A 22,245-nucleotide genomic window follows, 5' to 3' on the forward strand; every position below is an offset into this window, starting at 1 on the left:
TTCAAATGAATAAAGACATACAATGAGCAACTATTACAATGATAAAGTAGTCTGGATTACAGGAGCTTCGTCAGGAATTGGGGAAGCTTTGGTAAAAGAATTAGTAGAGAATAGCAATGCAAAAGTGATTCTTTCTTCCAGAAGTGAAGAACAGCTCTATGAAGTGGCAGAAAGTATCGGGATTACCGTGAATCAATATGCGGTACTCCCATTAGATCTGAAGAACTATAAAGAAATGCCTGCAATAGCTGCTAAAGCCATAGCAATTTTTGGGAAAATAGATATTTTAATTAATAATGCAGGGCTATCCCAGCGTTCTTTAGCGATGGAAACTGATATTGAAGTAGATAAACGCTTAATGGATGTTGATTTTATCGGGACAGTAGCATTAACTAAAGCGGTAGTGCCCTATATGATTCAAAATAAAGGAGGACAGGTTGCTGTAGTTTCAAGTCTTATGGGAATTTTCGGGGCACCGATGCGAAGTGGCTATGCAGCTGCAAAACATGCTCTTCATGGGTTCTTTGATGCTTTGCGTGCAGAATTATACACTCAAAATATTTCGATAACGATTATCTGTCCGGGATTTATACAAACCAATATTTCCATTCATGCGGTAACCGGTGACGGCTCTTCACAGGGAACAATGGATGACGCAACCCATAATGGAATGCCTGTGGATATTTTTGCAAAAAAAATGCTGAATGCCATTGAAAAAAAGAAGAATCAAAAAGCCATTGGCGGCAAAGAAGTATTGGGCGTTTATCTGAAACGCTTCTTCCCAGCCCTGCTGGCAAAGATCATCCGAAAAGCAAAAGTAGTCTGAGGAAATTTATTTGAATAATAATTAATAAGGTAAGTATATACAATTTTATAATAAGATCTATTGTTTAGTGATTCTGCTGTGTCATTCTGACAAAAGAAGAATCTCATCTATAGCTTAGATTATTCCTTCATCAGAATGAAAATTATATATAAGCATTAGAAGCCTTATATAATGCAAAAAACCACACAAAAAGTGTGGTTTCTATCATTTTTAGTATAAATATTATTCTATAATGAATTTTTTAGTTAGTTTTTGTGTCCCATTTGGGAGAGTCAAAAAGTAAACCCCTTTTTCAAGATGACTTGTATTGATCTTTGTTCTTAATCCTTCTAATTTCTGTTGATGAACAGTTTTTCCTAACATATCTGTAATGGTAACTTCCATAGATGGTGTGAAATAATCAAGTTTTAATGTAATATGATCTTTTGCAGGATTAGGAAAAACATTTATCGTAGCTGTGACATCTTTCACAACCTCGCTAGTAGCCAATTGAATTTCCGGAGCAAGTTTTACAACCCAAACATCATCATTTCCGTTATTTACTGTTACATCGCCATTGTTTGAATTAGAGCCTCCGGCAATTATATATCCACCGTCTGTAGTTTGAATGACAGAATTCGCACTATCAACTCCCGATCCTCCAAAGCATTTTTGCCATTGAATATTTCCTGTAGGAGTAAGTTTTACAGCCCAATAATCATAAGAAAGAGGTATTTCTCCGGTACCTGATCCTGAAGGGGGATGATATCCTGTTACCTGACCATCATTTGAAGCGGTGCTTCCCACAACCAAATACCCACCATCAGTGGCTTGAATAATAGAAGAAGCCAAGTCAGCTTTGCTTCCACCCAAAGCTTTTTGCCATTGGATGTTTCCTGTTGCATCTATTTTTACAACCCAGTAATCAGTTCCGTCATGATTTTCCGTTACATCTCCATCATTAGAAAAAGCATGACCTGCTACAATAAAACCTCCATCTGAAGTTTTTACAATAGATGTTGCTAAATCCTGATGGGAACCACCTAAAGATTTTTTCCAATAAATCACTCCGCCATCAGAATTCAATTTTATGATCCAGTAATCTTTCCCTCCATGGTTTCCTGTTACATCACCATTGTTGTTTTCGGCATATCCGGCAACTACATACCCACCGTCTGTAGTTTGAACAACGGAAGTAGCTCTGTCATCTCCTGTTCCTCCTAAAGATTTTTTCCATTGGACATTTCCATCAGAATTTATTTTTACGATCCAATAGTCTATATACCCATTATTTCCGGGTACATCACCATTATTATTTGAAGAAGAGCTTCCCACAAATAGATATCCACCATCTGTTGTTGAGATCATTTTACTGATAGCATCATAATTGGTTCCTCCAAAAGCTTTTTTCCAATAAATAACTCCGGCATCAGAATTTAATTTTAAAGCCCATCCATCTGTAAATCCATGATTTCCTGTTATATCACCATTGTTTGATTCGGAAGTTCCGGCAACCACATATCCGCCATCTGCCGTTTGAATGATAGAGCTTGCATAGTCGTTTCCTGTTCCTCCCAAAGATTTTTGCCATTGAAGAGTTCCTGTTGCATTTAATTTTATGAGCCAGTAATCTGAATTTCCGTGATTCCCGGTTACATTACCATTATTGGAAGCAGAAGTTGCGGAAATCATATACCCCCCATCTGCTGTTTGAATGATAGAGCTTGCATAGTCACTTCCTGTTCCTCCTAAAGATTTTTGCCACTCTATAGCTGGAGCCTGTGCCATACTAAAGCCTGAGAAAAAGAGCCCAGCCAATACAGGCAGCGTTTTTTTGTAATTGAATTTCATGGTTTTTAGTTTATTGAATCTAGAAGCGCAAAAATAGGGTTTATCAAAGAATAAATACCGGTAATTCTATCATTTTTAGCAGGTGTTGTTAGATTTAGTTTGGCATATGAAATGATTTTTTTAAAGCCCATCAGTAAAATGTATCCGTTTTCAGGTAATATGTCTACCTGTTTTGAAAATGGGCGACTGTACATTTGTATCATAAAATAATCACAGTGTTAATCATTAAAAAACAAGTATTATGATTCAATCAGTAACATTCAAAAACCTTAACTGGGACGTAGCAGCAGATCTGTATTTCCCACCTAACTTTGACGAGAATAAAAAATATGCAGCCATCATCAGTGCCCATCCGATAGGAAGCTGTAAAGAACAAACTTCCGGAAATGTGTATGGACAAGCATTGGCAGATGCAGGATTTGTAGTATTGGCATTTGATGCTTCATTTCAGGGTGCCAGTGGCGGAGACATCCGTTTCATTGAAGATCCTACATTAAGAGTGGAAGATTTCCGCTGTGCATGTGACTATCTTGCTACCCTTCCCTATGTAGATGAAAACCGTATTGGTGTTTTGGGTATTTGTGGTGGTGGTGGTTATGCCATCAATGCAGCAATGACAGAACGCCGTATCAAAGCTATAGGAAGCGTTACAGGGGTTAACTATGGAAGACTTTGGAGAGAAGCATTTGGAAACTGGAATCCTATTGAAGCATTGGAAAAAATTGCAGAACAGCGTACTGCAGAAGTAAGAGGTGCTGAAAGATTGGTAGGTCAGTTTTTACCACCATCTGTGGAAGCTGGAAAAGCAGCAGGAATTAAAGATATTGATGTACTGGAGGCTACAGAATATTATAAGACCTCAAGAGGAGAAAAACCTCACGGAGCCACCAGTTATTTATATTCCCGAAGCAGCGCTGCAGTGGGTTGGGATGCTTTTCATCTGGCAGAAGTCTTGTTGACACAGCCCTTGATGGTGATTATCGGAGATAGGCCAGGAGGTTTTGGAGCCTACAGAGACGGGCTGGAAATTATGAGAAGAGCCCGATCAGAGAAAAAAGAGCTTGTTATTGCGGAAGGATGGTCACATTATGAGCTGTATGACCAGCCGGAGCCTGTAAAAATTGCATTGGATAAATTGATTCCTTTTTATCAAGCAAATCTATAGTACAATTTTGGATCAGACGCTAAAAGTTGTGCGACAGTATGTTGTATTAATTTTAAATTTAACGCAAAGTTTTTATTTAAATGGATATTGATTCTGGTGAAGCGAATGTTATCTATCTGCTTCATCGAATCAACTCTGTTGATTCCATCTTTGCTTCTTTAAAAATATAGCATAAGTGTTCTAAAATTTTGTGTTAAAAAATCATACAGTAATTTTTTAGTCTGAGTATAAAGAATCGGCGGCCATAGGCCGCCGATTTCTTGTATCAATAATTATTGGTATTTAGGAGTGTTTAGAAAAATCTTAATGCTTTAACTTAGAAATTCTTCACCAATCCTATTCCTACTATTTTATTCTGATAGAAAGGCATAACCATCGTAGAACTTGAGAGGTTTTTAGTTTTACTTTTTCCACGCAGCATAGTATCGATCCTTGGGAAAAGCCAGTAGGCCAATTCTGTGGATAGAATTCCAAACCCAGCACCTGCAACAACATCTACCAGCCAATGTTTATCATTCAACATTCGATATACTCCTGTAAATATAGCGAACGGATATCCGGAAAGGCTGAGCCAGAAATTGGTATCCTTATATTCTCTGAACATAAACTGAGCTGAAGAAAAAGCCGTCGCAGAATGTCCGGAGGGAAAAGAAAGTGTGTTTGATCCATCGGGCCTCTCCTCTTTGACTAGATATTTTAAAGGCATAGTAAACGCTGCAGAAATCAGTTGTGAAGAAGCATAGATAATCGTTCGGTCTCTCAGGTTATGTTTTCCTTTTATTCCTATAGCATTCAATCCGTATACCATCACTGCAGGAGCATATTGGGTGTAATTATCCAGGTTCATTCGTGCCGGTTGATGTTCATTAATCTCTGTACGGGTAGAAAAATTAAGCTGTTTAAGCTTATCTGATGTTAAACCCGCTACTCCATAACTGATAAACACTGCAGGAATAATCAAACTTTTATAATTCAGTTTATTGGTATGGATAGCAGACAGGCTATCTTGCTTAGGCTCAACAATAATAGTATCATTATTCTGAGCATTGATTTTGCTAATAACTGAGGTGAAAACTAGTAAATAGATCAGTAATTTTTGACAGGACCTTTTCATTTGACGTAGATTGGTTTTAAATTAAAACTTATAACTGTATCCCAGTCTTACAACCTGGGTTTCGTAATAGTCATTGCTGGTATAGGCAAACCCCATCCCCTGAATATTTTTCTTAATAACCATAGTGTTGAGGAGATCAGACGCATTTAAGAAAAGCTCTCCTTTTCCTTTCTGAATTGCTTTTTTCAATCCAATATCCATAGTGAATCTTGCTTTTATTTTTCCTTGAGGAATAACATCCGGTGCCAGATAAACTGCTGTAGCCTGAAGATTCAGCCCTTTTGAAAAACGAAAAATATTATTCAGCTTTATATTTCCGGACACTGCGGTTTGTCTATCAGCAGAAAATGTGTTAGGTTCAGGGTATAAATTTTGAACGGTAAAGGCATTGATCTGGTTGCGATAGATATTTCCATTAATATTGAATGAATATACATCAGAAACCTTTTGATTCCATATTGCTTCTAACCCTGTATTATAACTTTTGTCTGCATTTTGAAAGATGGCATAGATCAGATTACTGCCTGGTACAATGCTGGAGATCCTGGTAATGGTTCCATTCGCAAAGCGGTGATACAGGGCAGAATATAAATATCCGTTATCCCAATTATATTTATATCCCAATTCAATGGAATTCGTAAACTGTGGTCTTAATGCCGGATTTCCAACCTTGATGATTTCGGCATCATCATATTTTGGAAATATTCTGATATCTACCTCATTCGGACGGTCTACTCTTCTGTTATAAAATACTGAAAACTTGTTACGATCGTTAAGTTTATAAGCTAATCTAAAATTGGGAAATGGCTGAGTATAATTATATCCATCACTTTTATAAGTAGGATGATTAGGGTTCACATCATATTCAATTTTTACGTATTCTAATCTTAATCCAAGTTCTGCTTCCCATTTTTCATTCTCAAAAATATAGTTTCCATAGACGGCCGGAATAAATTCTTTATAGTCCGCTTTACCCCCAGCCGATACATCCAGTACTGAATTTGCTCCGGGAATAAAGTTCATATTGGTAGGGATACTTCTGCTTCTCAGTTTAATTCCTGTTTCAATTCTTCCATATTTTAACGGCTTAATATAATCTACGTTGAAATCATATACCTGCTCATCTGACAAAAGTTTAAAAGCATCGGTTCCGGTAGAAGCAGGTAAGTAATTATCATAAAAGTATTTTTCATCTTCCCTGTGAAATGTATAATTGAATCCAACATTTAATAAATGACCTGCTTCTTTAAACTTATGCTGATAAGAGGCACTCCCCATGATTGTCGTTTTCAGCTCATCTTCCAGAAATTGCCACAGACGAAGGCGCTGAGATTGATCTCCGTTAAAAAATGGCTGATCTCCACGGTCAATAATTTTTTCACTTCCGTACATTCCTGAAACCGTCAACGTATTGTGTTCATCAATATTCCAGTCTAATCCTGCTTTTGTAGTAAAGAAATTGGTATTTCTGTTCCTTTTCAGCTGAGAATTGATAACCGTTCCATCATCATAAGTACGGGTTACAAATTCATTTTTATTCAGCGTTTCCGTGTATAAATTATCGGCTTGTAGAAATAGATTGACCTTATTTTTTCTATAGTTAAGGGAAAGAGACGGATTAATTTTAGGAGTCAATGTATATTGAGGTCTGATGGTTGGTAAGTTCTCTTTTCTTACCCACAATGAACCCAGCCCTGTGGTAAAGCCTACTTTTCCGTTCCAGCCATTCTGCTTATTTTTCTTCATAATGATATTGATGATTCCGGCATTACCGTTGGCATCATATTTTGAAGAAGGATTGTTGATAATTTCAATTTTATCAATAGCTGAAGACGGAATATTATCAAGTCCTGTCTGGCTTCCAAATCCGGTAAGAGCGGTCTGCTTACCGTCAATAAGAACGGTTACCTTGTCATTTCCTCTCAATTGTACTTTTCCATCCTGTACAGTAATACCGGGAAGGTTCTGCATACTTTGCAGTACGGATCCTCCACTTTGGCTGATATTATCCGCTACAGAATACGTTTTTTTATCAAGCTTGTTATCCAGTTCATTTTTTTTAGAAGCAGATACCACTACTTCTTCGATTTTTGTTTCCTTTTCCTGTTTTCGATTAAGTTCTATTGTCGGAATCTCTAAAAACTCAGAAAGACTACCGATAAAAACAGATTGTCTGTATACATCATATCCTGCTACAGAAGTTTCCAGAAAATAATGATCAGGTTTTACCCCAGCAATAGAAAACCTTCCCTCTTCATTGGTAATCGTTCCGGCTACAAACGCTGTATCTTTTTCCTTTTTTAAAATAAGGTTGGCATAAGGAAGAGCTTCCTTATCCTTATTAGTCACTTTTCCGGAAAAAGTAACTGATGTGACTTGCGCTGTAATCATAGAAGAGATAGCAACAGTTGGGAAAAGTAAAAATTTCGATCTGTTCATTATATTTTGGGCTTTAATTACTTATTATTTATAGTATGGAATTTTAATTTTGAAAAGATGGTTTGTTGTTTTGTTTTCGCTGTGAAATAAAAATCATCACTGTCATTAAGACAAGAGATACCAAAGAGGCATTAATGGTTCCCAGATCAAGCCCTCCTTTTGCAATCGGTTTGGTTAAAAGATCCCCAAAAGTAGCTCCAAAGGGTCTTGTAAATACAAAGGCAATCCAAAACAGAACGACATGATTGATCTTGGTAAAATAATGAAGCAGTACGACGATCAGGATGATAAGTCCGGTAATAAAAGCTCCGGTCATATATCCCAGTCCTAAATTATCACTCAGGAAATCTCCGAATGCAGTTCCAAGACTGTTAGAGAACAATATGGCTGTCCAGTAATAGAATTCTTTATTTCTTTCAGAAATGGGATATACTTCAAGGGTATGATATTTTTTATACCATAAAAAAAGTGAAAATAAGAGCCCGGAAAGAAGTATTAAACTACCAGCTAAATACCCGGCTTTCAATGTTCTGTCAATAAAATCTGAAATTTCTGTTCCCAGCGTAGTCGTTGCGATGATTACCAGCCAGTATACTGCCGGAATATATTTTTTGACACTGAGCTGTATGGATAATATAAAAATAAAAAAGAATAAGGTGATGAGAATTCCTTTAGAATAACCCAAATTCAAGGTCATGGAAATAAAATCTCCAAGGGTTTCTCCTAAGGTGGTCGCTACAATTTTCATAAGCCAGAAAAGTATAGTGACTGCTGCTACTTTGTTTGCGGTTCTCATTGTATCTATTTTTATTGGGGCCAACCTTCAAAAGGTTAAGTTTTGTACACTTTTCTATTTCCTAACACACATTAATTGTTTTAAGACTCGTGAAAATCAAATTTATTTGTTCATTCGTGGCAGATAAAAACTATACTGATTAACTAATACAATCTGTGTCATCAGCAAAATCTGCGAGAGAATTTATCACATTCTATCTTTAATGATAAAATGCTTCATCATCATGTTTCTATATCGTTAAGCCTTATACTTTGTAAGCACATTGTCTTTATAACAATAAAATTCATGAGAGGTCTTTTTTCCTAATACATATACTTTCTCAACATGAACTTCATCATAATGTTCCATGAGTGTATGATACTGTTCTTTCAGATGTCCGGACAATTCGTCAGGTTGCACACTCTTTTCTATTTCTATTCCTCCTTGAGCTTTATATTCCATAACCACACGCGTGTTTCTCCAGGACATGGTGTAAACATTTTTATTTGCTGTAGATGAAGAGTTGATCTCAATTTGATCCTGCTGAACAATTTTTCCCGATGTGCTTGTAAATAAAGTAATTCCAGAAATTACCATGGCACCGTATCCTATCTTTTTAAACAAGTTTTCACTAAGGTGAGGCAGAATATATTTCACGGTATAAGAAGAAACAATAGCAGCTACTGCAATGGCAATTCCCAGCCATAGAGCCATATTAGAATATAATCCTAATGAAATATAAATGATAAGCTTAATAAGGTGAAGAAAAATTTCATTGGCGGCACGGGTGGCTACAATTTCTTCTTTTTTAAGTCCGAACTTTAGATAAAAACGGTTAAAAAGCAATCCTACAGCGCCTGTGATTCCCGAAATGAAACCTGCAGAAAAACCAATAAGTGCCAATGCCGATTTTGGATATTCTTTTCCAGTTTCCTCAGTTTTGTTTTTAGAAGCAAAGAGTTGGGGCACATTGGCAATCAGGAAGAATGCTACGATTAACTGCAGATAATTAGGGTTTACATATTTAATCAAATAAGCACCCAACAGCACTGCCGGAATAGAAAATGGAACAAACCATAAAAATATTTTCCAGTTGATATGCTGCTTAAATACTGCAATACGAGAAGCTGAACTGGTAAACGTTCCGATTGTTAAAGAAAAAGGAACTAACGAGGTAGGAAGCAAAAGATTCAGGATCGGAATCAGAATGAGACTTGCACCGCCTCCACAGATAGCGCTGATCCAGAATGCAAGAATGGTTCCTGCGAATAAAAGGGCAATTTTTAAAATCATTTCTAAATAAAATTTACACTTCAGTACGTATATATTTTCAGTACAAAGATGCCAACCGATTTAGAATTAATTTTGAATTTTTAGATTGTAAATGTTAAGAAAATGATAAACTGACAGAAAAAATATGATAGCCGTTTTCAAACCTGTAGCTGATGATCCAGTGATGAAATTTACAGATTTCCTGGATGATAGATAAACCTAGCCCACTTCCATTACTATCCGCTGATAATTTTGAAAACCGTTTAAATAATAATTCTTCATCCAGTTGTTGAGTTCCCGAATTGGAAACTTCAAAGACAGAATCCGTCAACCTTATTGAGATCAATCCATTAGGAGTGGTATGTCGGATAGCATTGATGATAAGATTATTAATCATAACCTCAGTGAGACTGCTATTACCATTTACCTTAACATTAGAGGCTATATTTTTCTCCAGAGCTATATTTTTCTGCTCAAAATGTTCTTCAAGAATGTCAATACTTTGTGTTAGGATATGGTCAAATGAAATACTTTCAGAATTATCAAACTGATGATTGTCTATTTTGGCAAGCAACAATAAGTTCTTATTAATACGGGAACTTCTGGTAAGTGCTTTATTCATATCCTCCACAATGCGGTATTGCTTTTCAGTAAGATCCTGATCCTGCAGCAAAAGATCCAGCTTGTTTTTAATAATGGCAAGTGGAGTCTGTAGTTCATGAGACGCATTTTCCGTAAACTCTTTTTGAGTTTTATAGACAGAGATATTACGTTCTATCAGTTTTTGAACAGATTGATTCAGTTCCTGAAATTCTGTGATATCAGATGTTGGGAAATCTATTTTACTCTGGCTGTTAAGATTAAAGGTTTTTAGCTGGTTAAGAGTACTTCTGAAAGGTTTCCAGATTGATGCGGAGAACTTTCTGTTCAGGTAAAGAATTCCTACCAATATTATTACAAAGAAGAATACCGTGACCATTGCAAGGATCCCAATTGTTTCATGAGACTCTTCAATATTGGTTTCTACAGTAAACAGATAAGGTTTATCATGAATATATACTACCTTTTTCAGGCATCGATAACGTTCTTTTTTTTGCTCAGAGATAAATGGCAGATGTTTTTCTGTAATATAAACACTGTCTTTCTTTATTTGATCTTTGGTAATTCTCTCAATATCGGTTTCAGGTTGAATATGATTCCAAAGATCTATACTCTGTTCCAGTTTTTCATCGGAAAGCTGTAAATGATTGAATTTATAGGCCGTTTTCTCTACAATAATCTGATTATGTTCATCCAGTTCATCCTGCCAGATGGTATCCACTACAAAATAATACACAGGAATACTTATCATCAGAACGATAAGGACGTAGATGATAAAAGGTTTGGTGGTTTTGCTAAGTAGAGGTTTCAAATGGTGTAGTTCAAGGTTTAATGTTTAACATGTAAAGTTGGTGTACTTTGACATGGAGATCTATTTTTACTGTATGCAATTTAGTATTTTATTGGTTGTGATCTTACCCGTTAAAAGGTTGAAAATATTTTATTATTTTTTCACTTCGAATGGAGCTGGAAACTTATTTTTTAGATCCCAAATCACGAACCATGAATCCCGCGACTCATTTAAGCTTCCCACTTATACCCCGTCCCGTAGACCGTTTTAAGATAATGCCCACATCCCGCATCATATAATTTTTTCTTGAGGTTTTTTACATGAGCATATACAAAATCATGATTATCAAGCATGTCGGCAAAATCACCAGAGAGATGTTCTGCAAGAGTACTTTTAGAGATTACTTTGTTCTTATTCCCTATAAAATAGATTAAGAGATCAAATTCTTTTTTGGTTAAAGAAATAATTTCATCATTTACTGCTACTGTTTTTGCCAGAAGGTCAATCTGAAGTTCATTTTGCTTTACAACATTAGAACTGCTGAACTGTTTTCTACGAATAATAGAATAGACTCTTGCCATCAGCTCAGAAAGGTGAAAAGGCTTGGTAAGATAATCATCCGCGCCCAATTTTAAACCTTCAATCTTGTCATCCAGAGCATTTTTGGCAGATATGATAATAACACCGTCCTGTTTATTTTGCTTCTTTAATTCCTCCAGAATCTTAAGCCCATTTCCATCGGGCAGCATAATATCCAATAAGATACAGTCGTACTCGAACATATCTATTTTGGTCATGGCTTCACTGAAAGTAGCAGCATTTTCACAGAGATAATTTTCCACAGATAAATATTCGGAAATACTCTTGGCGAGTTCTGCTTCGTCTTCAATAATTAGAATTTTCATGCGATAAATCTATGATTAAATTTTGAAGAAATTTTGAATTTCCAACAAAATAAGCCTGAGAATACATTGAATGAAAAACAAATTGATGTTCTATTGAGGAACCTCTGCTTTTTCATAAATCAATCCTTCTGCTTTCAATTCTTGCCAAAAACCAAGAGGAATCTGAGTGTGCAGTGCTTCCAGATTACTCTGTACCTGTGCAGGTTTACTGGCACCGGGAATAATAGAAACAAAATCTTCTGAAGCAAGTACAAAATGAAGAGCTGCATCAACAATATTGATTTTATATTTCTCTGCAATGGCCATTATTCTTGCCCGTTTTTGTTCCATACCTTTTGGAATCACATCTGTATAATTATACCGTTCACGTCCTGTAATATATCCGGAATTGTATCCTGCTCCAGAAACCAGTTTTACTCCTGCTTTTTTTACTGCCGGAAGAAGTCTGTCCACTGCATCTTCATGTTCCAATATAGAGTATTGGGTAGCAGAAAGGCAAATATCAGGGTCTGCAGATTCAATACAGTCTAGAATAGGCTCAATTTTATTGACTCCCATTCCCCATGCTTTGATAACTCCCTGATCCCTCAATTCGGAAAGAGTTTTAAAAGCTCCTTCTCTAGCCTGCTTCAAGAAATAAGGATAGCGGTCACCTACCTGATCTTCAGACAGGTCATGAATGTAAACAATATCGATATGGCTTAATCCGGTTCTTTGCAGACTCTCTTCAATAGATTTTTTTACAGCATCTGCAGTATAATTATGTTCGAAATCAAAGTTCAGAGGATTTTTCCACATGGTAGGCGGTACCTCAGATTCAGGAACCTGATGAAAGAGTCTTCCTACTTTTGTGGAAAATATAAATTCATTATGATCCTGATTTTTAAGAAAATCTCCAAATCTTCTTTCACTTTTGGTGAGCCCATACCAGGGAGAGGTATCATAATATCTAATTCCTGAATTCCAGGCAGTTTGAAGAATATTATGAGCTTCTTCATCCGTTATATTTTCAAAAGCAGTACCTATAGCAACTCCTCCTATTCCTAACCTGTGTTTGTCTGTTAAAAGCGGCGTTTTCATATTAAAATATTTTTATGGTGTTATCTATACCGCTGCAAACATCATGCAGACCTCAAAAGAAAAAGTAAGTTCTATCATTGAAATCCTTTCTATTATAGAGATATTGGGATTTCTTATATTATGTTAAATATTTTATGTTTTGAAGCCTTTGGTCTTGTTCTTGAATGAATTAGACTACACCACTTCAATATCCACTTAATATGAAAAAGCATGTTCTAATCGTAGGAGGAGGGTTTGCAGGTATTAATCTTATCAAATCCCTCAGGAGCGACAACAGATTCAAAATTACCCTGGTTGATAAAAATAATTATCACTTCTTTCCACCATTGATTTATCAGGTGGCAACCTCTTTTATAGAAGCCTCCAATATCAGTTATCCTTTCCGGAAACTATTTTCCAATAATAGAAATGTAAAATTTCATATGGGGAGCCTGATCAGGATCAAAACTGACGAAAAAATTATAGAAACAGATACAGGAACTTTGTCTTATGATTATCTTGTTCTGGCTTTAGGTACGGAATCTAATTTCTTCGGAATGGAAAATGTGAGAAAGCATGCTCTTCCAATGAAGAATATAGAAGAGGCGCTCTATCTGAGAAACCATATCTTGTTAACCCTTGAAGAAGCCGCCCGCAATAAGGATGTAAAACAAGCTGAAAAGCTTCAGAATATCGTCATTGCCGGTGGTGGTCCTACAGGTGTTGAACTTGCAGGAATGCTGGCTGAAATGGGAAAATACATTGCCCAGAAAGAATATCCGGAAATAAAATTTGGACTTTCCCATCTCTATTTGGTAGATGCCCTTCCTTCTCTCCTTTCTCCTATGAGCGATATGGCCAAGGAAACTGCTTATAAAAAGCTCACAGAGCTGGGAGTGAAAATTATTCTGAATGTAGCTGTGAAGGATTATGTAGATGGTAAAGTTATTTTAAGTGATGGTAAAACAATTGAAACAGAAACCCTGATTTGGACATCCGGAGTAATCGGTCGTGAAGTTGCTGGATTGCCCGAAAAAAGTATTGGTAAAGGAAGACGAATATTGGTAGATGCTTACAATAAAGTAGATGAAATGGAAAATGTCTATGCATTAGGAGATATTTGCCTTATGCTTTCTGAAGAAAAATATCCTAACGGGCACCCTCAGCTTGCTCAGGTAGCCATCCAGCAGGGGAAAAATATTGCAGAAAACTTTAAGAGGATAGAAGATGAAAAAGTATTGAAGTCTTTCCAATATAATGATAAAGGAAGTATGGCTATTATTTCGAAATATAATGCTGTAGTGGATCTTCCGAAGCATTCTTTCAAAGGATTTATAGCTTGGCTTACCTGGCTTTTTATCCATATTATTCCTTTGGTTGGCTTTAAAAATAAACTTCAACTGGCTTTTGACTGGTTCCGTTTATTTATAACGAATAATCCATCTATCAGACTGATTTTGTATCCCAAAAGAAATACGGATAATGGTTCTTCCTGAATCCAGATAAAATGAATCACACTTAAATATATTGATATGAAAAATAGTAGAAAACCTCCATTTTTTGGAGAAACAGTTGTCATTACCGGAGCATCAAGCGGAATTGGCAAGGCCACCGCAGAAGCCTTTGCTGAGCAGGGAGCTGATCTTGTTCTTGCAGCCCGTAATGAAGAAGCTTTGAAAGAAACTGCAGAAATATGCAGAAGCCTGGGAGTTAATGTTATTACTGTTCCTACTGATGTTTCTGTAGCGGAAGAAGTAGCCCATCTTGTGAATGAAGCCATTCAGTTCAGTGGTAAAATTGATTATTGGGTGAATAATGCAGGAGTACTGGCATTTGGAAAATTTGAGGAAATTCCAGTAGATGTTACCGATCAGATTATTAAAACAAATCTTTTAGGATATATGCATGCAGCTCATGCGGTACTTCCCGTTTTTAAACGGCAGAAAAAAGGAGTATTGCTTAATAATATTTCGATTGGCGGATGGATGCCGGCTCCTTATGGAACAGCTTATACTGCTTCAAAATACGGTATCCGGGGAATGACTGAAACATTGCAGGGTGAAGTGTCAGATTTTCCGGATATCCATATTTGTGCGTTGTATCCCGGTTTCCAGAAATCTTCAGGAATAGAACATGCCGCTAATTATTCAGGAATCAAACTCAGTACTCCTCCTCCATCATTTGACCCAAGAAAACTGGCCGCTTCTATTGTAAGAACAGCAAAAAATCCTACTGAAGCATCTTATCCGGACTGGTCAGCAGTGGCTTTTAAAAGTATTTATGAAATTTTTCCCGGTGTTGTTCGGTATGTTTCTTCAGCAGCAATGCGAATGGTGATGAAAAAAGCCAATAAAGATGAAAAATCAAAAGGAAATGTATTAGAACCCTCCAAAGGAAATATGGGAATTGATGGAAAATCACTGTTCACTATTTCTGCAAAACCATTGATATGGACTGCCGCCGGAATTTTAGGAATAGCAGCTGCCAAATTTCTGTTTTCAGGAATGTCTAGAAAAATTAATGAAGCTCAGTAACATCATATAAATCAGCTGTAATAAGGGATGTGAAAATCAATATTACAGCTGGTTTTTAATAGATTAAATGAGTAATTTAAGATATTCTGAATAGAAAATAAGAATCTTTTCCTGATCTTAGGGAAGTTTTTAAAACGTGTTTTGGGTAAGTTTCTCTAAGATATTTCATAAATTTACACAGCAGTTTCAAATTGAGGCTCGCATTAAAATTCTTCCCAGGTGAAAATTCACAACAAAAAAAAGTACCTAAGTTTTCTAAAATTTAAAAGAGATTTCCAAAAATATGGACTGGAAAAAGCACGCAGTTATGAGCTTATTCTGCATTGGCTAAACAATAGGCTGAGCCGGAATCAGTTTCTTGTGCTTTCCGGAATCCTGGTTGGATGTACAGCAGGTTTAGCCGGAGTTATTCTGAAAACACTGGTACATAATATTCACTATTTTATTACCAATAAAGTTCATTTTGAATATCAGATCCTATTCTATATCGTTTTTCCGTTTTTAGGAATTGTTCTGACCACAATGATTGTTTTAACATTGTTTAAAGGCCAGGATAGAAAAGGAATTGGAGCAATACTGTACGAAATTGCTCAAAATTCAAGCATCGTAGCTTCTGTAAAAATGTACTCACAGGTGATCCAAAGTGCAGTTACCGTTGGACTGGGAGGTTCTGCCGGACTGGAAAGCCCCATTGCAGTTACCGGAGCTGCCATAGGATCAAATTATGCACAGACTTACCGACTCAATTATAAGGAACGTACATTATTACTGGCAGCGGGAGCCACAGCCGGAATAGCTTCGGCTTTCAATGCACCTATCGCCGGAATCATGTTTGCCTTTGAAATTCTCCTGACTGGAGTGGTTTTTACAGACTTTATTCCATTGGTCGTTGCAGCAGTTTGTGGAAGTCTTTTGTCCAGGATACTGCTTCAGGAGGATGTCCTTTTCAGATTTTATACCAGAGAAGCTTTTAACTATAAAAATCTGCCTTATTATCTTATTTTAGGCCTTGTAACAGGACTCTATGCAAGATATTTTGTGATTATCTCCCAAAAAGTGGAGCATTTTATAAAAGGACTTAAGCTTTCAAAAATGCGTAAAGCCATGTTTGGAGGAGCTGTTCTTTCCCTGCTTTGTGTACTTTTCCCTCCTTTATTTGGTGAAGGATATGAAACGGTGAAGGCTTTTACCAACGGAAATACACATTCAATTATAGAAAACAGCTTTTTCAGGTATTTTGAAATTGGAGATTGGACGATTATAGTTTTTTTGGTACTCGTACTGCTATTAAAAGCTTTTGCTACTTCATTCACCATATTCAGTGGCGGAAATGGAGGAAATTTTGCTCCTTCTCTTTTTGCCGGTGGAACCTTAGGGTATTTATTTGCATTGGTTTGCCAGCATATTGGATTTACAGATGTCCCGGTTACCAATCTTGTTCTGGTAGGAATGGCCGGAGCCATGAGTGGCGTAATGTATGCCCCACTTACAGCAATATTCCTGATCGCAGAATCCAGCTTTGGATATGATCTGTTTATTCCTTTGATGATTGTTTCCATCATTTCATATCTTATTGCCAAATGGTTCTCTCCTATTTCTCCGGAATTGAAATCCCTTGCAGATGAAGGAAAGATATTTACCAATAAACATGATAAAAACTTACTTTTTGCTCTAAGAACAGAGGATTTTATCGATAAATATTCTCAGACGATTCAGGAAAATGCTTCTATTACAGACCTCTTTGAATTGGTAAAGAACGGAGATAAAAATATTTTTGCTATCGTAGATGAGACCAGAGCATTAAAAGGTGTTTTAACGCTGGATGATATCAGGCCCTATCTTTTTAATAAAGAAATTGACACTAGCCAAACGGTTGCTCAGATTATCAAGGCTCCTCCTGCGATAGTCCATCCTGAAAATAAGCCTCTTCAAATCCTTCAAATTTTTGATGACACCGGAGTATGGAATCTTCCTGTTGTCAATGAAAATAATGTTTTTATTGGGTTTATTTCCAAGTCTTCTATTCTGATGAGTTATAGAAAATTGTTGAAGGAGTATTCAGATTAAAGAGTTAAACCACCTTTCAAACAGTAGTAGTATCTTAAAATAACTTATTGTTAAAAACTTTTATGCCTTCTGCGTTAAAAAATAAATCCGTTCAAATACTGAACGGATTTTTTAATCTAATAATGAAGTTTAAAAATTAATGGCTCACTTTATTAAGCAAGTCAATATCTTCCTGATCTAAAGTAAGTTTCGGAGCGTTGAATAACGTTTCAAGTTGTGAAGAACTGGTAGCACTTACAATAGGTGCAGTAATCAATGGATTGGATAACAGCCATGCTAAAGCCACTGTCCCCTGATTGCTATGATGTTTTTCACTCACCTGATCCAGTGCTTTTAACACTTCTGTTCCTTTTGGATTTAAATATTTTCTTATCCCTTCTCCTCGTGCACTTTTGGCAAGATCTGCTTCATCACGATATTTCCCGGTTAAGAATCCTGCTGCCAGTGACCAATAAGGAAATACACTCAGATCAAATTGTTCAACTAAAGGAGCATAGTTTTTTTCAAAACCTTCTCTTTCCAATAAATTATAATGGGGTTGTAATGCAACATATTTAGGAAGGTTATTCTTTTCAGAGGCTTCAAAGGATGCTTTTAAACGTTCAGGAGAAAGGTTAGATGCTGCGATATAACGTACTTTTCCAGCTTTGATAATTTCATCATAGGCAGAAAGTGTTTCTTCTACCGGAGTGGTATGATCGTCAAAATGCGTATAATAAAGATCAATATGATCAGTTTGAAGTCTTTGCAGAGACTCATCTACAGACCTTAAAATATGTTTTTTACTGATATCGTAGCCATGCTCCTTCGTCTCAGAACCTACTTTGGTAGCCAGAACAATATCCTTACGGTTGTTACGGCTTTTCATCCATTTTCCGATGATCTCTTCAGATTGTCCACCTCTTCCGTTTACCCACCATGAATAGGTGTCTGCGGTATCTACAAAATTGAATCCGGCTGCTGTAAACTGATCCAGGATATCAAAGGATTGTTTTTCGTCCAGTGTCCATCCGAAAACATTTCCTCCGAAATTAATAGGAGCTACTTCTAAATCCGTGTTTTTGATCTTTCTTTTTTCCATAAAAATAATTTTACTAACTGAAATCTAAGGTAGCAAATATTATTCTTCATCACTATTCAAAATAGCCATATGCTCTATAGTTATTATAAATGAAAAAGCCGATGATTCCTCATTTATTTTGCAGAATGCGATAATAAAAAAACAGTCTTATAGAAGACTGTTTCTGCTGTAATTGTTGGATTAACGTAAAGGCACAAGTTTTATCTGTATTGTGTATTTTTTTTACACAAGATAACTCTAGTATTCTTTTCGTACTAATTCTATGTGACTTTGTGGTTAAATTTTTAAAACCACATAGAGACATAGAGTTATGCAAGCTAATTCAAGTAAATAAAATAATTAATCCATTCATTGTGGTGTATTTTTCAAACTATCTGCGAGATAATCTATTGCTTTTCAATCTGAGGAATTTCAAGTGCTATCAGAATTTGTCTGTATTCCTGTAATTGAAGATTAATCGTTTGTAATCCTTGTTTAAAGAATGCAGATGTGTTGAATAGGTTTTGATAATATTCTACTCCCTCCAGCATATTCTTTTTGAATGCATTCCATTTCTTTGTTTGAGACTGGGTAATTTGTATGGAAGTGTTTTCGATTTCCTTTTTCAGATACTCTACATACATTTTCAGTTCATTGATGAACATATTAGGACGGTTGTTATCAGGCAGAATATTGGTATTGCCATAAATATGTTTTACCATTTCCGAAAGAGAAACTTCTTTATCAAAAAAGGCAATATTGGGTCCCGGACAGATGACAACACCTTGCTTTTCGCCCTTAATCTCTATTCCCTGTTCCATGTAAGCAGCGTTTACAAGTCCTACACAAAGACAGGCTTTATCTGTAATTTCAGTTTTTTTCTTTTCAAACTCTTCTGTAGAAAGTGTTTCTTTCTGATGATAAAGTTCGTTCAACTTCATATCCTGATATTTCTTAGAAGCAGTACAGGTGCCTTCAGGAGAATATTCTTTGCTTAATGCTAATAATTTCTTTGGACATGAGCTTCCATACCTTCCTTTGGCTTCTTTCTGCTGTTTTAATAATTCGTTAGAAGTTCCTTTTATAGTGTTGAAAGGAACACCCAAAGGTGAAATTTGGCTTAGGTAAAAATCATTTTCCTTAGCATTTAAAAGAAGATTTCTGGTCTCGGTATCTACAGAAGTGGCTTCAGGAACTAATAAAAATGGAGAGCCCCATCCCACACTGTCTACGTCATAATTGGACAATAAAAAATCATGTTCTTCAGAAGTACCTACACCTCCCTGTACGGTAATTTTCATTTCTAAAGGTTTGGAGACAACAGGTTTGCCTTTTTGCTCTAATGCACTTATCATTAATGAATGAGCAGACTGGATCAGATCATTCTTTTTCTGTCTGAATTCTTCCATAATAGGTCCCAAAAGCATTCCTTCTGTAGCAAATGCATGGCCTCCGCAGTTTAATCCTGATTCTATTCTGTATTCTGAAACCCATAAGCCTTTTTTAGCCAGAAAATTTCCCTGAATCATCGCAGAGCGGAAATCACTTACTTTAAGAATGATTTTCTTTTTCAGAATTCCGTTTTCATCAGGGAAAAAATCATCAAATTCTTCCATGTAACTGTACAGACGGGGATTCATTCCTGCCGAAAGAACCATTGAGGAAGATAATTTACTCTTTGCAAATCCACGCAGCGAAGCATGAGCATCATTGTACATTACAGGAAGTTGCTCGTTCTTTTTATAGTTGTCTTTATCAACTTTTGTCATGATATTGACATCAATACTTCCGGGTAGCAGATTTGTTTCAATAAAGTGTTTGATACTGTCACTCCAGTTATCTTTTTGTACAATAAGGTTTTGAAGACTGTTTTTCAGATCTGAAGTATTGGGTAACATGGCCACAAAGTCTTTCAGTGCCTCTTTATTTTTACTGATTTCCTGTTTGAAAGCTTCGAATTTTTCATTCACGATATCATCTACCATGTCCAGATAAGCAGTAATTCTTTTGGCTCTGTAATCCTCTGTTTTTGTTGAAATTCCAGAATAATCAAGATTAAACTTTTTGTTGTAAAAGTTTTTCATTTTTTCCAGAATTTCATCGTCAATGATGGAAATCACAGAAGAAATTCCATATTGTGCAACGCGGATCGGGCTGTCTATGGTATAAGCCAATCCCATTACCGGAATATGGAAATTGTGTAACGGTTTAGTTGTCATTATGTTTCAATAAAAGTTCTTTACTTAATGCAACTAAAAATTCTTTCAACTAATTCACTGCTTAAAAGTATTGTTTTTTTAATTAATTATGCATTAAATAGCATCTGTAATATTGAAAATATGCTAAAAATCATTTTATCAGGGTGTTATTTTCTTCAAAAATGCATAAATATTATAGACTTTATCCAAACAGTTTTTTTAGCCACTTTTCCTACTACAATATTCTATGTGACTATGTGGTTTAAATAATAATTTAATTTTTACCCCATAGCCACATAGAGTTTACACATAAATTAAAATTATTCGTGAATTCGTGGTGATAAAAACATGACAATCATCCGCGTAATCAGTAAAATCTAGTACGGTATTAATATAAAAAAAGGTTTCATTTACTTAGTAAACAAAACCTTTTCGATTAAATGTATGGATAGTAAGCCATTACTCTGCCTTATTCTTCAGCATCATCAGAAGGCTATACGCTCCTTTCTGTACAATCTTTTTACCTTGTAAGAAATCTGCTTTTAAAACTTCTGTAAACTGGTCGTCTGAAATTCCGGTGACTACAGGAATCATCTTATATTTTGATTTTCCAAGGTCTTCAAAAACATAATTTTTATTTTCAAAAGAAACTACAGCATCATTGGGAAGTCCTTGGGTATATCGGCTGCTGATATTGACTTCGGCATTGACGTACATTCCTTTTACAAATTCAGAGTTAACAGATGATAACTTAGCTACAGCCGTTGCAGAACCTCCATTTTCAATACTTGGAACTACACTTACAATTTTAGCATTGGACTTCATATCAGGATTTTGATTATTATAAACCAGAATCTCCTGTCCTACTTTTATATCATTAACATCGTTTTCAAATACCTTTAATTCCAGAAGCAATCCAGCCGGATTAATTAGCTCAAATAAGGTATCTGCGGGGTTAATATATTGCCCGTTATTGACCAGAATTTTGCTTACAAAACCACTGAATGGCGCATAAACATTAATTTTACTTCTTATATTTCCTGTATTCAAACCTTTCGCATTGATTCCGATGATCCTTAGTTTTTCTTCAAGACCTCTTAAAGTGGCATTGAGAGTTGAATAATCTGCCTGAGCGGTTTGTAGCGTTTTATCACTGCTTGCTTTGCTTGTATTAAGGTCTTTCTGGCGGTTAAAGTTGAGTCTTGCAGCATCAAGTTGTGCTTTGGTTACCAGATAATCCTGTTGAAGTTGTATGAATTGCGGATCTTCTACAATTGCCAGTACCTGACCTTTGCTGAAGCGGCTTCCATTAATGACATTGATCGCTTTGATATGTCCGCCCATAATGCTTGAAACAGAGCTGATATGAGATGGGGCTATCTCTGCTTTCCCATTCAGACGTACCAGTTTCTCCATGTTCCTGTCCTGAAGAGATGTAATCGAAATTCCTACAGACTGAATTTGCTGATTGGTGAGATGAACCGTGTTCTCCTCTCCCTTTGCAAATTTTGTATTTTCGTAGACTGTTTTTTCCTCTTCTTTTTTGCCTGAACAGGATGATAAAGCAAATACTAAAGCCAGGCTGTATATTGATATTATTTTGAATTGCAT

16 protein-coding genes are annotated in these 22,245 nt (G+C 36.0%); 5 read left to right on the forward strand and 11 right to left on the reverse strand.

The genetic code is table 11. The features are described 5' to 3' along the window. Nucleotides 1-22: 22 nt before the first annotated feature. Nucleotides 23-826 carry an SDR family oxidoreductase gene (locus tag EG344_RS22075; protein WP_123911451.1) on the forward strand — a complete coding sequence of 268 codons (804 nt, stop codon included), beginning with the start codon at nt 23-25 and terminating at the stop codon, nt 824-826. 222 nt (nt 827-1,048) lie between these two features. On the opposite strand, the gene EG344_RS22080 is transcribed toward EG344_RS22075, so the two are convergent. Then, nucleotides 1,049-2,656, reverse strand: coding sequence for a T9SS type A sorting domain-containing protein (locus tag EG344_RS22080; RefSeq protein ID WP_123911452.1), 1,608 nt, complete (start codon nt 2,654-2,656; stop codon nt 1,049-1,051). A 241-nt stretch (nt 2,657-2,897) separates the two neighbouring features. On the opposite strand from EG344_RS22080, the gene EG344_RS22085 reads away from it, so the two are divergent. Then, entirely contained in the window at nt 2,898-3,821 is a 924-nt protein-coding gene (locus tag EG344_RS22085; protein WP_228412800.1) for an alpha/beta hydrolase, read from the forward strand. A gap of 316 nt (nt 3,822-4,137) precedes the next feature. Here EG344_RS22085 and EG344_RS22090 read toward each other — a convergent pair whose 3' ends face one another. The 7 genes from EG344_RS22090 to EG344_RS22120 all read right to left on the reverse strand — a co-directional run bounded on the left by EG344_RS22090 (nt 4,138) and on the right by EG344_RS22120 (nt 12,796). Further along, a complete protein-coding gene (locus EG344_RS22090; RefSeq protein ID WP_123911453.1) occupies nt 4,138-4,935 on the reverse strand; it encodes a phosphatase PAP2 family protein in 798 nt (265 codons plus the stop codon). Between the two features lie 21 nt (nt 4,936-4,956). Continuing rightward, a complete protein-coding gene (locus tag EG344_RS22095) occupies nt 4,957-7,374 on the reverse strand; it encodes a TonB-dependent receptor domain-containing protein (RefSeq protein WP_123911454.1) in 2,418 nt (805 codons plus the stop codon). Nucleotides 7,375-7,417: 43 nt separating this feature from the next. Then, on the reverse strand, nt 7,418-8,170 hold the full coding sequence (locus tag EG344_RS22100) for a hypothetical protein (protein WP_123911455.1): 753 nt from the start codon (nt 8,168-8,170) through the stop codon (nt 7,418-7,420). A gap of 237 nt (nt 8,171-8,407) precedes the next feature. Beyond that, nucleotides 8,408-9,442 (reverse strand): sulfite exporter TauE/SafE family protein, encoded by a 1,035-nt coding sequence (locus EG344_RS22105; protein ID WP_123911456.1) that lies wholly within the window; start codon nt 9,440-9,442, stop codon nt 8,408-8,410. Between the two features lie 94 nt (nt 9,443-9,536). Continuing rightward, the gene (locus EG344_RS22110; RefSeq protein WP_123911457.1) at nt 9,537-10,832 is read right to left on the reverse strand and encodes a sensor histidine kinase; all 1,296 of its coding nucleotides are present in this window, start codon (nt 10,830-10,832) and stop codon (nt 9,537-9,539) included. Nucleotides 10,833-11,041: 209 nt separating this feature from the next. Beyond that, nucleotides 11,042-11,716: a response regulator transcription factor gene (locus tag EG344_RS22115; protein WP_123855891.1), complete on the reverse strand. Its 675-nt coding sequence runs from the start codon at nt 11,714-11,716 to the stop codon at nt 11,042-11,044. Nucleotides 11,717-11,806: 90 nt separating this feature from the next. Continuing rightward, the gene (locus tag EG344_RS22120; RefSeq protein WP_123911458.1) at nt 11,807-12,796 is read right to left on the reverse strand and encodes an aldo/keto reductase; all 990 of its coding nucleotides are present in this window, start codon (nt 12,794-12,796) and stop codon (nt 11,807-11,809) included. A gap of 200 nt (nt 12,797-12,996) precedes the next feature. On the opposite strand from EG344_RS22120, the gene EG344_RS22125 reads away from it, so the two are divergent. From EG344_RS22125 to EG344_RS22135, 3 genes are all read left to right on the forward strand, one after another. Beyond that, complete coding sequence (locus EG344_RS22125) at nt 12,997-14,271, forward strand: NAD(P)/FAD-dependent oxidoreductase (protein WP_123911459.1); 1,275 nt, start codon at nt 12,997-12,999, stop codon at nt 14,269-14,271. A gap of 36 nt (nt 14,272-14,307) precedes the next feature. Continuing rightward, nucleotides 14,308-15,309, forward strand: coding sequence for an SDR family oxidoreductase (locus EG344_RS22130; protein ID WP_123911460.1), 1,002 nt, complete (start codon nt 14,308-14,310; stop codon nt 15,307-15,309). 219 nt (nt 15,310-15,528) lie between these two features. Then, nucleotides 15,529-17,376, forward strand: coding sequence for a chloride channel protein (locus EG344_RS22135; protein ID WP_123911461.1), 1,848 nt, complete (start codon nt 15,529-15,531; stop codon nt 17,374-17,376). Between the two features lie 136 nt (nt 17,377-17,512). Here EG344_RS22135 and EG344_RS22140 read toward each other — a convergent pair whose 3' ends face one another. From EG344_RS22140 to EG344_RS22150, 3 genes are all read right to left on the reverse strand, one after another. After that, nucleotides 17,513-18,457 carry an aldo/keto reductase gene (locus EG344_RS22140; protein WP_123911462.1) on the reverse strand — a complete coding sequence of 315 codons (945 nt, stop codon included), beginning with the start codon at nt 18,455-18,457 and terminating at the stop codon, nt 17,513-17,515. Nucleotides 18,458-18,843: 386 nt separating this feature from the next. Further along, entirely contained in the window at nt 18,844-20,655 is a 1,812-nt protein-coding gene (locus EG344_RS22145) for a hypothetical protein (protein WP_123911463.1), read from the reverse strand. 438 nt (nt 20,656-21,093) lie between these two features. Beyond that, a complete protein-coding gene (locus EG344_RS22150) occupies nt 21,094-22,245 on the reverse strand; it encodes an efflux RND transporter periplasmic adaptor subunit (RefSeq protein WP_123911464.1) in 1,152 nt (383 codons plus the stop codon).

The sequence above is a fragment of the Chryseobacterium sp. G0162 genome (assembly GCF_003815715.1).
Lineage (GTDB): Bacteria > Bacteroidota > Bacteroidia > Flavobacteriales > Weeksellaceae > Chryseobacterium.